Here is an 11,090-nt window from a genome sequence, read left to right as displayed (position 1 = left end):
CGTCGAGGTCGTCAGCGTGGTCAGGCGCCGTACCGGGACGGGCTTCGCGATCCCGAAGGGCGTGAAGCTCAGGGCCCTGGTCGACCAGCGCACGGGCATCGCCGAGCCGCGCCTGCACGCCAGGATGCTGCGCAAGCTGCGCGGCCACGTCGTGCCCAGGGGAGAGCCCGCCGCCGCCTACTTCACCCCCGAGGTCGAGGCCGCCGTCGCCCGCTGGCTGCGCGGCCTGTCGGAGGGCGTGCTCGTCACCACCAGGCCCGCGCTCAACCTGCTGGCCGCCCGGCACGCCTCGGGCCGGGTGGCCATGGTCGCCCAGGAGCACATGAACTTCGCCAGCCACCGGCAGGCCGTGCAGCGGGCGATCAGGCGCGCTTACGGCAGGTTCGACGCGGTCACCGTCCTCACCGAGACCGACAGGGCCGACTACGAGCGGATCCTGCCGGGCTCGAAAATCGTGCGCGTCCCCAACGCCGTGCACCCCATGGAGCGCGCGCTCGCCGACCACACCTCCGCCACCGCGGTCGCGGCGGGCAGGCTCGTCCCGCAGAAGGGCTTCGACCTGCTCATCCCCGCCTTCCAGCGGGCCACGCAGGCCCATCAGGACTGGCGGCTGCGCATCTTCGGCACCGGGGTCAAGCGGGCCGAGCTGGCGGCGATGGCGGAGGCGGCCGCGCCCAGGGTCGAGCTGATGGGCCGCTCCGACGCCTTCCACGAGGAGCTGGCCGCCTCCGCGCTCTACGTGCTCAGCTCCAGGTTCGAGGGGCTGCCCATGGTCATGATCGAGGCCATGGCGCACGGGCTGCCCGTCGTGGCCTTCGACTGCCCGACGGGCCCCGGCGAGGTCATCACCCACGACGTGGACGGCGTGCTGGTCCCGCCGCAGGACGTGGACGCCCTGACCAGGGCGATCACCGAACTGATCGAGGACGAGCCGAGACGCAGGAGGCTGGGGGCGCAGGCGGTGCGGACCGTCGAGGCCTACTCCACGCAGGCGGTTGCCCCGAAGTGGCTCGAGCTGTTCAATGATCTGCAGACGGCGCGGCGAGGGGCCGACCGGACGCCCCTTTCGTAGACTCCGGCAAGGTGGAACGGGTGTTGCACGGCATAGACGTGTCCAACTGGCAGGGAAACGTCGACTGGGGCGACCATGCCGACGACGGCGTCTCCTTCGCGTTCGCCAAGGCGACCGAGGGCGTGACCTACACCGACAAGTGGTTCGACCGCAACTGGCAGCGCATGCGCGAGAACTGGCTGGTGTGCGGGGCCTACCACTTCGCCAAACCCAAGGGCAACCCCGCCGACCAGGCCAGACACTTCCTGCGCACGATCCAGCAGGCGGGCGGGCTGCGCAGGGGGGACCTGGTCGCCCTGGACCTCGAGTCCCACGAAGGACTGCCCGCCGACGAGGTGGCCGCGTTCGCCAGGCGCTGGTGCAGGATCGTCGAGAGGCGCACGGGCATGCGTCCCTTCATCTACACCCACGCGTGGTTCGCCCGCGCGGGGAACTGCGCGGGCCTGGGCGAATACCCGCTCTGGATCGCCTCTCCCGGCAGGCCCAAGGGCGACCCCCTGGTGCCTTCGCCATGGCGCGACTGGAAGATCCACCAGTACGACAACAGCCCGATCGACCGCAACGTCTTCCACGGCAGCCGCGAGGACCTGACCAGGCTGGGTTACGACCCGCGATAGCATCGTTGTCCACCGACCAACGCCGCTATCCAAGGAGTCACCGTGTCAGCCGAGCTGCATATCACCCTCGCCGGAGCCGAGCGTGTGGTCGCGGCCGGCACGACGTACGGCGAGGCGCTGGAGGCCGACGGCCGCACCGTCGTGGCCGCCCGCGTCAACGGCGAACTGCGTGACCTGGCCTCCCACGCCGCCGACGGCGACGTGGTCGAGCCGGTCGAGATCTCCTCGCCCGACGGGCGCGCCATCCTTCGCCACTCCACCGCGCACGTCATGGCGCAGGCGGTGCAGGAGCTGTTCCCCGAGGCCAAGCTGGGCATCGGGCCGCCTGTCGACAACGGCTTCTACTACGACTTCGACGTCGAGCAGGCCTTCCACCCCGACGACCTCAAGCGCGTCGAGAAGCGCATGCGCGAGATCGTCAAGCAGGGCCAGCAGTTCTCCAGGCGCGAGGTCTCCGACGACGAGGCGCGCGCCGAACTGTCCGCCGAGCCGTACAAGCTGGAGCTGATCGGCCTCAAGGGCGGCGCCGCCTCCTCCGACGACGGCGCCGGCGTCGAGGTCGGCGAGGGCCAGCTGACCATCTACGACAACCTCGACCCCAAGAGCGGCGAGCTGTGCTGGAAGGACCTGTGCCGAGGGCCGCACCTGCCCTCCACCAGGGCCATCCCCGCCTTCAAGCTCATGCGCTCGGGCGGCGCCTACTGGCGCGGCAGCGAGAAGAACCCGCAGCTGCAGCGCATCTACGGCACCGCGTGGGAAAGCCGCGACAAGCAGGACGAATACCTCCACCTGCTGGAGGAGGCCGAGAAGCGCGACCACCGCAAGCTCGGCGCCGAGCTCGACCTGTTCAGCTTCCCGCCGGAGCTGGGCAGCGGGCTGCCGGTCTTCCATCCCAAGGGCGGAATCATCCGCAAGGAGATGGAGGACTACATGCGCAGGCGGCAGGGCGAGTCGGGCTACGAGTTCGTCAACACCCCGCACATCACCAAGTCGCAGCTGTTCGAGACCTCGGGTCACCTGCCGTGGTACGGCGAGGACATGTTCCCGCCCTTCGAGCTCGACAACACCGAGTACCGCGTCAAGCCGATGAACTGCCCCATGCACAACCTGATCTTCAGGGCGCGCGGGCGTTCCTACCGCGAGCTGCCCCTGCGGCTGTGCGAGTTCGGCTCGGTGTACCGCTACGAGAAGTCGGGCGTGGTCCACGGCCTGACCAGGGTGCGCGGCATGACGCAGGACGACTCCCACATCTACTGCACCAAGGAGCAGATGGGCGGGGAGATCAAGAGCCTGCTGGCCTTCGTGCTCAGCGTGCTGCGCGACTTCGGCCTGTCGGAGTTCTACCTGGAGCTGTCCACCCGCGACGACTCCGACAAGTTCATCGGCGAGCAGGCCGACTGGGACGAGGCCACCGCGGCGCTGCGCCAGGCGGCCGAGGAGTCCGGGCTCCAGCTGGTCGACGACCCGGGAGGCGCGGCCTTCTACGGGCCGAAGATCTCGGTCCAGGCCAAGGATGCCATCGGGCGCACCTGGCAGCTGTCCACCATCCAGCTCGACTTCAACCAGCCCAAGCGCTTCGGGCTCGAGTACCAGGCGGCCGACGGCAGCAGGCAGACGCCCGTCATGATCCACAGGGCGCTCTTCGGCTCGATCGAGCGCTTCCTCGGCGTGCTGGTCGAGCACTACGCCGGCGCGTTCCCTCCGTGGCTCTCGCCTGTGCAGGTCGTCGGCATCCCGATCGCCGAGGCGCACACGCCCTACCTGCACGACGTGGCCAAGAAGCTGCGCGAGCGCGGCATCAGGGTCGAGGTCGACACCGCCGACGACCGCATGCAGAAGAAGATCCGCAACGCGCAGAAGGCCAAGGTGCCCTTCATGCTGCTCGCCGGTGACGACGACATCGCCAACGGCGCGGTCTCCTTCCGCTACCGCAGCGGCGAGCAGAAGAACGGCGTTCCCGTCGAGGACGCGATCGCCGAGATCGTCAACGCGGTGGAGCGCCGCGTCCAGGTCTGAGTGAAACGGCGGGCCCCGGCGCTCTTCGGGCGTCCGGGGCCCGCCGCTTTCTCCCGGTCGGCCCTCACCACCCGACCGACCGCGTCCGGTATCCGAGGAGCTTCGACGCCTCTGCCCGGCCCTGCTCTAGCGCTGTTCGCCCTGCCGGATCTTCTGTGCGGTGTGCCTTGGGCGGTGTTCGTTCTGCCAAGCCTGCCACGCGGGGTGCTGTGCGCGGTGTCCCCCTTGCCAGGCCCTCTGCCCGGTCTTCCTCTCGCGGTGGTCGCCCTGCCAGGCCACTTGCGGGGAGCGCCTTTCGGTGTCTCCTTGCCAGACCTTCTGCGCGGTCTTCCTCTCGAGGCCTGCGCCTTGCCGGGCCTCTGGGCGGCCCCCTGCTCTCGCCGCCTGCGCCTCGCCGGCTGCCTGCGAGGACCTCGCAGGTCGCGACCTCCACTGTCTTCGTCTCGCCGGCTCCTCCCCGTGGACGTCGGCGGCCCCTTCGCGCCCGGCCGTCCGGGTGGGTTTGGGTGGGGGGTGGGGCCCCGCCTCACCGGGCGAGGCGGGCGGTGGGGGTCAGCGGGGGTAGAGGCGGAAGGTGACGGCTGGACGGCCGCCGAAGCTCTCCGCGGACCCTTGGGCGATGGTCTCGAGGAAGTTCCTGCAGTAGGTCTCGGGGTCCTCGTCGGTCAACGCCTCGATGTAGCTGCGGTGCTCCAGGAGGGAGCGCACGCCGTCCTCCAGCGTGTCGGTGACGTCCACGGCGTGCGTGGGGTGCTGGTCACCCGCCACCGCGACCCACCGCACGCCGTCCCATGGCTCGCCCCCCGCCTCGGGGAAGATCCACCGGTTGCCCGCGTCCCCTGCCGCGTCGACCGCCGCCCTGCCCACCGCGCGGTGATCGGGCGTGTTCCAGTGCACGCCGCCCCAGGTGTCGGCGAAGTTCAGCGTGATCAGCAACTCGGGACGGTGCCTGCGGATGGCCGCGGCCAGGTCACGGCGCAGGGCGGTGCCGTACTCGATGACCCCGTCCGCGTGGTCGAGGAACTCCACCTCCGACACCCCGACGACGCTCGCGGAGGCGCGCTGCTCCTGCTCGCGCAGCGGCCCAGCCTTGGCGGGTTCGAGCGTGTCGATGCCCGCCTCGCCGCGGGTGACGATCAGGTACGCCACCTCACGGCCCTCGGCGGTCCACCTGGCGACGGCCGAGGCGCAGCCGTACTCCAGGTCGTCGGGATGCGCGACGATCGCCAGCGCCCGTCGCCAGTCCGTGGGCATGGGCTCCAGCTGCTCGGCCATCGTGTCCTCCATGATCTCGGTTCGGTACGGCCAGCGTAACCACTCCCGGACAACGCCTCCCATGGTCATCCGCACCCACTCACGCCGAAGCGGACAGCCCTGAGAAGCTGCAGCCGCCCAGCTGACCCGCCCGCTTGGACCACCTGGAACCCCCTGGGACGCTGCCCTCGGACGCACCCCGTCAGGCCAGCCCCACCCTCGGGGACCCCTCAAACCTCCTGCCGGACCACCCTCGGGACCCCTCAAACCTCCTGCCGGACTCACCCCTCCTGCCGGACCCACCCCAGGCCGGACTCAACCCCTCGGACCCGCCCTTGAGACCTGCCCTTGGGACCCGCCGCTGGAACCCGCTGGTGGATCCGCCTATGGGGCCCGCCGCTGGGATTCACCTCTGGGACCGGACCCACCCCTCCTGCCGGACTCACCCCTCCTGCCGAACCCACCCCAGGCCGGACTCAACCCCTCGGACCCGCCCTTGGAACCCGCCCTTGGGACCTGCCCTTTGGATCCGCCGCTGGGACCCGCCGCTGGGACCCTCCGCTGGGACCCTCCGCTGGGACCCGCTGGTGGATCCGCCTGAGGGGCCCGCCGCTGGATTCGCCTCTGGGATCTGCCGCTAGGGCTCTCCGCTGGGATCTGCCGCTGGGGCCCGCGGCTGGGATCCGCCGCTGCGATCCGCGGCTGAGGCCCGCTGGTGGATCCGCCTCCCGCCCCTGAGACGGCCCTTGGGACCCAGCGCTCGGAACCTCGGAACTCTCAAGGGAGGCCAAGGGGTGTGGTCTCGCAGACGGGGCCGTCTTCCGAGAGGCGCGCGGTTACACGGGCTCCTCTTCGGAGGCGGATTCCAGGTGGGTTTCGCCGGGGAGGCGGACGTCGTCGACGGTGACGTTCACCTCGGTCACCCGCATGCCCAGCATCCGGCTGACGGTCGTGGCGACGTTGGTCTTGACCTCGGCGGCCACCTCCATGACCACGTGTCCGTACTCCACGACGACCGCGACGTTCACCGCGACCTGCCGTTCGTGGATCTGCACATTGACGCCCTGGTTGCGGTGGCGGGCGCCGCTCCCTGCCCCACCCTGGACGGGCTCGAGGGCCCGAGCCGGGTCCCCTCCCATGTCGGCCACGCCGGGCACGGAGAGGGCGGCGAGCGCGGCCACCTTCTCGACCACCTCGTCGGCGACCTTGATGCGTCCCTTCACGACGGCAGCGGTGGTGGTGGTGTCGGTCGCCTTGACCGGGCGAGAGCTCGACCCCCCAGCGGAGCGCGCCGACCGAGCGGACGCCTCCGCGCCGATGCCGGAGGGCGACCTGGAACCGAGGTCTGATCCTGAGCCCCGGTGCGAGGCAGAGCCGGACTCGAGGTCCGAACTGGAGCGGCTACGGGAGCGGGAGGCGGAACCGAAGTCCAACCCGGAGCCGAAGCGCGAGCGGAAGCCGGAGCCGAGGTCCGAGCCGGAGTCCACCTCCGCGTGGGACCCCACGCTGAGACCCGAACCGGAGCCCGAGCCCGAGCCCGAACCCCAGCTCGAACCTGATCCCGAGTCCGAATCTGAACGCGAGCCCGAGCCTGATCCCGAGTCCGAATCTGAACGCGAGTCCGAACCCGAGCCTGAACGCGAGTCCGAACCTGAACTGATACCTGAACCCGAGTCGGTTTCAGAGTCGGAGTCGGTGTCCATGGCCAGGATCGAGCCCGAGTTGAGGTCCGAATCGGAGGTGAAGGCCGAACCCGATCCCGCACCTGAGTCCAAGTCCGAGCCCAAACCTGAGTGCGAAGCCGAACTTGCACCCGAGCCCGACCCAAAGCCCGAGCCCGACCCCAAGCCTGAGTCCGAGCCCGAGCCCGAGGTCAAGCCTGAGTCCGAGCCCGAGTTCGAGGTCAGGTCCGAGTCCGAGTCCGATTCGAGGTCGGAGTCGGTGGTCACGGCCGGGGTCGAGTCGGCGTCGAGGTCCGAGTCGGGGGTGAAGGCCGGGCCGGTGTCCAGGTCCGCGCCGGTGGCGAGGTCAGGGGAGGGCTGCGCGCTTGGGCCGGACTCGAGGCGCGATTCCGGCGTCGAGTCGGAGTCGAGCACCGAGGCCGAGGAGGAGTCCCAACTCGAGGAGGAGTCCCAGTTCGAGGCAGGGTCCCAGTCCGAGGCTGAGGGGGAGGGTGGGTCGAGGGTGGGGTGGTCTTCCGCCGGTCGAGCTGCGGTCCAGGCCGACCCGAGGGACGGCGTGGCGCGCCACGCCGGGTTCGGCGGCAGGGGTGAGGGCGTCTCGGGAACCGAGGTCTCCTCAGCTATGGCTTCACTCATCGTCGTCTCCTTTGTGGCTGTTTGGGATTGTGCCGGATGTCCTCCCCGTTTGTCCGGTGACTCGGGGTCCTATGCTTGCTGAACATGCAGGAGAGTGAGCCGATGGAGCAGGCTGGGGCGGGGGCGCCGGACAACTTCCAGCGCCTGTGGACACCGCATCGCATGGCCTACATCAAGGGGGAGAACAAGCCGAGCGGCGAGGGAGCGGGCGACGGCTGCCCGTTCTGCGAGATCCCGAAGATGAGCGACGAGGAGGGTCTGATCGTCGCCAGGGGCTCGGCCGTGTTCGCGGTGCTGAACCTCTACCCCTACAACTCGGGGCACCTGATGGTCTGCCCCTACCGCCACGTCTCCGACTACGACGAGCTGGACGATGCCGAGATGGCCGAGCTGGGCGACTTCACCAGGCGGGCGCTGCGCTCACTGCGCAAGGCCAGCGGCGCCCAGGGCTTCAACGTCGGCATGAACCTCGGCCACGTCGCCGGCGCGGGCATCGCCGCCCACCTCCACCAGCACGTGGTGCCCCGATGGGGCGGCGACACCAACTTCATGCCGGTGGTGGCGCACACCAAGGTCCTGCCGCAGCTCCTGCGCGACACCAGGACGATGCTGGCCGACGCCTGGCCCACGTCCTGACGAACCTGCCGCACAAGCTCGTCAGGCGTGGATCACCCCTTGTGGATCACACCTTGACGAGCGGGCGCTCCTCGGCAGGGGCGTCGCCGGGGAGCGCGGCGATGCCCGCGGAGAGCACCAGCGGGATGGCCAGCGCCAGGGCCATGGACAGCACCGCGGCGCCCGAGTCGTTGACCAGCGTGCCGACCACGCCGCTGACCAGGGTGCCGATGAGCCCGGCCTTGAGCGCCGGTGAGTAGGTGAAGGCGGCGGGAAGCACCCCTGCGGTCGCCTGCTCGGGACGCATGACCGCGTAGACGAGGAAGGCCACCGCGGCGATCACCACGGGCATGAGGGTCGGGCTGAGCAGCGTGCTGAGCATCGCGACGAGCTTGCGCACGATCACGTCGATCGCCTCGCCGCTGAGCACCTGCCCGACGAACCTGCCCAGGTGCGACTGCTCCGAGGCGGGCCTGAGGTAGTTGGCGACCGCGAAGCCGGTCACGGCGACGCCCCCCGCCACGCAGAACAGGGCCAGCCGTACCAGCGAGATCCGCTTGCCGAGGATCAGCAGCGCCGTCACCGCGATGCCGGGCACGAAGGCGATCACACCGCCGAAGTCGCTGCCCATGCCCGAGCCGCCCAGCACCATCGCGAACGTGCCGAGCACGGCCACCACGGCGGCGCCCCACGGACGTGACAGCCGGTGGGCGATCACCGTGGAGGTCAGCAGCGTGCCGGTGGCCAGCAGCGCGAACGGGATGTTGCCCAGCCCGTAGTAGCGGGCGCCCTGTTCGGCGCTGAAGCCCATGAAGCTGTTGAGCTGCAACGTGGTGCCGGTCAGCAGGTCGGCGGCGAGCGTGGCGGCGCTGGCGCCGGCCACGACCGCGAGGGGGCCGAGGGGGCTGCGCCGCCACGGTCCTGCGAAGGCGAGGGCGGTGAGGACGACCAGCCAGGCCAGCATGCCGCCGAACAGCTCCGCCGCGCTCGACCACGGCAGCAGGTTCACCAGGATCGAGGTGATGGGCAGCGCCGCCAGCGCCACGGCGGCCAGCCGTACGGCACGCAGGCCCCTGCGGCGGCGCAGCAGCAGGAAGGCGACCGCGTAGAACACAACCTGCAGCACCGCCAGGACGATGAAGAACAGGCCCTTGACCGACCGCATCGTCTGGGCGGTCTCGTCGGACTCGGTCATGCGCTCGAACGTCGCGCCGGGGTCGCCGATCCGCAGCGGCTGGCCGACCATGGCGTCGGGCACCGGCACGCCGAGTCTGGTCAGCACGGTCGTGGTGAGGTCGGGCAGGATCGAGATGTCGTCGCGGCGGGTGGAGGCCGCGCCCAGCTCGCGCCCGTGGGCCCCGGGCTCGCGCAGCGCGGCGACGCGCAGGTGCGGGACCGAGCCGTGGTCGGACATGCCGGCCAGCACGACGGTGGTGCTCTCCGGCAGGACGGCCAGCAGCGCGCCGGCCTTGGCGTCCGCCAGTCGCAGCGCGGCCCTGCGGTCCTGGGCCGACAGCTTGTCGGGCACCGTCGGCAGCTTGCCCTCGGCGGTGAAGTACGGCCTGATCAGGTCGTCGACGTCCATGGCGACGACGCGGCAGCGTTCGAGTTCCTGCTCCCGCATCTGGATGGGGGAGGCGTAGTAGGTGGCGACCGTGCCCCTGCGGTCGGCCAGCCCCAGCGCCGCCCCCGGCCCGATGGCGATCGAGCACTCGCCCGCCTTGGCCAGGGTCTCGCCCAGCAGGCCGGCGTTGCGCTGGTCGGCCACCTTGAGCAGGTAGTCGTAGTCGGGGATGACCGCGCCCTTGCCCTGCGGCTCGGGCAGCGGAGGAGGCCCGCAGCGGTATCCGGCCGCCGAGCGGGTTCCCGCCGAGACCGTCAGCCAGCCGTCGTAGGGGCAGGTGATGTTGCCGACCGTGCGCACCGACATCGAGCCGATGGCGCTCGCGCCCGCCAGCTCCCACAGGTTCGGGGTGTCGGCCTGGGTCAGGTCGCTCCAGTGCAGGCCCGAGACGCCGATCAGAGCGATGCGCTCCTTGTCGTCGGCGTGCGCAGGGGCCCAGCCCAGCAGCATCTGGCTGACCAGTACGGCCAGCACCACCAGGGTCCGCCTCACCCGCGACTCCTCCACTAGCTCGACATCGTCGCAGGGCACGCTACACCGCGCCGTCGTCGTCAGGTGACGCGCTTTTGGTAGCAGAGAGAGTTGGGGACCAGGTGGTAGGGCGGATAGACGGGAATGCGCGTGTAACCCTCACGCTCGTACAGGCGTACCGCGTCGGGCTGCCTGTCGCCCGTCTGCAGCACCACCCGCTCGGCGCCCGCGCTCGCCGCGGCGCTCTCGGCCGCCTCCAGCAGCGCCACGGCGACGCCGTTGCCGCGGTGCCTTGGGGCGACGTACATGCGCTTGATCTCCATCTCGCCGCCGAGCCTGCGCAGGGCGATGTGGCCGACCGCCAGGCCCTCCTCGGTGCGCGCGAGGCCGGTGTAGACGACGCTGTCGCGCGCGACGGAGAAGTCCTCGGGAAAGTCGAAGCCGGCCATGTCGGCGTAGCGCTCGTCCATCTCCCGCGACATCGCCGCGCGCAGGGCCTCGGCGGAGGGGTCGTCCCACTCGACGGTCTCGACGTTCACGCCGGTCAGCCTACGAGGCGCGGACGCACACCAGTCGCTCGCCCCCGCGCACGACGGTGGGGGTGAGGCCGTGCGAGGACAGCGTCCGGGTGAGGTCGGCGGCGAGGGCGCTCGCGCGCTCGGCCGAGGGCGGCTCGTAGAACAGCGAGAGCTCTCCGCCGTAGGCCAGCAGCGAGGAGATGAGGGCCAGCTCGCGGGCGGGGTCGCGGGTCCAGAAGAGGTTCACGTTGACCGCGAATATCTTGTCGAACCGCTCGCCGTCCAGCCGCAGCTCCTCCAGGGAGGCGCGCAGGATCCTGGCCCTGCCCGACTCGAGGTGGCGGGCGTTGCGGGCGCCGGCCCGTTCGACGGCGGTGGCCGAGCGGTCCACGGCTGTGATCGTTCCGGTGGTCAGCAGGTCGCAGACCAGGGACACCGCCACTCCGGGACCGCAGCCGATCTCCAGCAGGCGGTCGCCGGGCGCGACGGCCAGGGTCTCGACGGCCCATGACAGGCGCTGAGGTACGGCAGGCATACGTTCAGCCCTATCACGAGACGGGCCCCACGCGCCGACCTTGAAGAAGG

Annotated in this window: 10 protein-coding genes; 5 read left to right on the top strand and 5 right to left on the bottom strand. The window is 70.8% G+C overall.

Translation table 11 applies throughout. The features are described from left to right. From FHR33_RS47010 to thrS, 3 genes are all read left to right on the top strand, one after another. The coding region (locus FHR33_RS47010; RefSeq protein WP_183662214.1) for a glycosyltransferase at window positions 1-1,072 on the top strand (1,072 nt) is incomplete at its 5' end. Window positions 1,073-1,092: 20 nt separating this feature from the next. After that, on the top strand, window positions 1,093-1,689 hold the full coding sequence (locus tag FHR33_RS47005; RefSeq protein WP_183662212.1) for a glycoside hydrolase family 25 protein: 597 nt from the start codon (window positions 1,093-1,095) through the stop codon (window positions 1,687-1,689). A gap of 42 nt (window positions 1,690-1,731) precedes the next feature. Further along, window positions 1,732-3,705 (top strand): threonine--tRNA ligase, encoded by a 1,974-nt coding sequence (gene thrS / locus FHR33_RS47000; RefSeq protein WP_376773323.1) that lies wholly within the window; start codon window positions 1,732-1,734, stop codon window positions 3,703-3,705. A 552-nt stretch (window positions 3,706-4,257) separates the two neighbouring features. On the opposite strand, the gene FHR33_RS46995 is transcribed toward thrS, so the two are convergent. Next, window positions 4,258-4,980 (bottom strand): PIG-L deacetylase family protein, encoded by a 723-nt coding sequence (locus tag FHR33_RS46995; protein ID WP_183662210.1) that lies wholly within the window; start codon window positions 4,978-4,980, stop codon window positions 4,258-4,260. Between the two features lie 815 nt (window positions 4,981-5,795). Then, window positions 5,796-6,182, bottom strand: coding sequence for an Asp23/Gls24 family envelope stress response protein (locus tag FHR33_RS51365; RefSeq protein WP_183662208.1), 387 nt, complete (start codon window positions 6,180-6,182; stop codon window positions 5,796-5,798). Between FHR33_RS51365 and FHR33_RS51360 the strand changes: the two genes are divergently transcribed. Then, window positions 6,169-7,359: a hypothetical protein gene (locus FHR33_RS51360; protein WP_183662206.1), complete on the top strand. Its 1,191-nt coding sequence runs from the start codon at window positions 6,169-6,171 to the stop codon at window positions 7,357-7,359. The two genes, FHR33_RS51365 and FHR33_RS51360, sit on opposite strands and share 14 nt — an antisense overlap. 2 nt (window positions 7,360-7,361) lie before the next feature. Continuing rightward, window positions 7,362-7,913 carry an HIT family protein gene (locus FHR33_RS46980; protein ID WP_183662204.1) on the top strand — a complete coding sequence of 184 codons (552 nt, stop codon included), beginning with the start codon at window positions 7,362-7,364 and terminating at the stop codon, window positions 7,911-7,913. Window positions 7,914-7,959: 46 nt separating this feature from the next. Here FHR33_RS46980 and FHR33_RS46975 read toward each other — a convergent pair whose 3' ends face one another. From FHR33_RS46975 to FHR33_RS46965, 3 genes are read right to left on the bottom strand one after another with little or no spacing between them, the layout of a single operon-like run. Then, complete coding sequence (locus FHR33_RS46975) at window positions 7,960-10,008, bottom strand: hypothetical protein (RefSeq protein WP_312896097.1); 2,049 nt, start codon at window positions 10,006-10,008, stop codon at window positions 7,960-7,962. 59 nt (window positions 10,009-10,067) lie between these two features. Continuing rightward, on the bottom strand, window positions 10,068-10,526 hold the full coding sequence (locus tag FHR33_RS46970) for a GNAT family N-acetyltransferase (RefSeq protein ID WP_312896096.1): 459 nt from the start codon (window positions 10,524-10,526) through the stop codon (window positions 10,068-10,070). A 10-nt stretch (window positions 10,527-10,536) separates the two neighbouring features. Beyond that, window positions 10,537-11,040 (bottom strand): class I SAM-dependent methyltransferase, encoded by a 504-nt coding sequence (locus FHR33_RS46965; protein ID WP_183662200.1) that lies wholly within the window; start codon window positions 11,038-11,040, stop codon window positions 10,537-10,539. Window positions 11,041-11,090: the final 50 nt, after the last annotated feature.

Origin of the sequence: Nonomuraea dietziae, assembly GCF_014195505.1 — a bacterium.
GTDB lineage: Bacteria > Actinomycetota > Actinomycetes > Streptosporangiales > Streptosporangiaceae > Nonomuraea > Nonomuraea roseola.
Note: the sequence above shows the minus strand (reverse complement) of the source record. Positions and strands in the feature narration are given on the sequence as shown.

Excerpts from the sequence above, each read along its gene's own strand:
- FHR33_RS46980 (WP_183662204.1), top strand. The coding sequence starts at position 7,362 with ATGCAGGAGAGTGAGCCGATGGAGCAGGCTGGGGCGGGGGCGCCGGAC.
- FHR33_RS46995 (WP_183662210.1), bottom strand. The coding sequence starts at position 4,980 with ATGGCCGAGCAGCTGGAGCCCATGCCCACGGACTGGCGACGGGCGCTG.
- FHR33_RS46965 (WP_183662200.1), bottom strand. The coding sequence starts at position 11,040 with ATGCCTGCCGTACCTCAGCGCCTGTCATGGGCCGTCGAGACCCTGGCC.
- FHR33_RS51360 (WP_183662206.1), top strand. The coding sequence starts at position 6,169 with ATGCGTCCCTTCACGACGGCAGCGGTGGTGGTGGTGTCGGTCGCCTTG.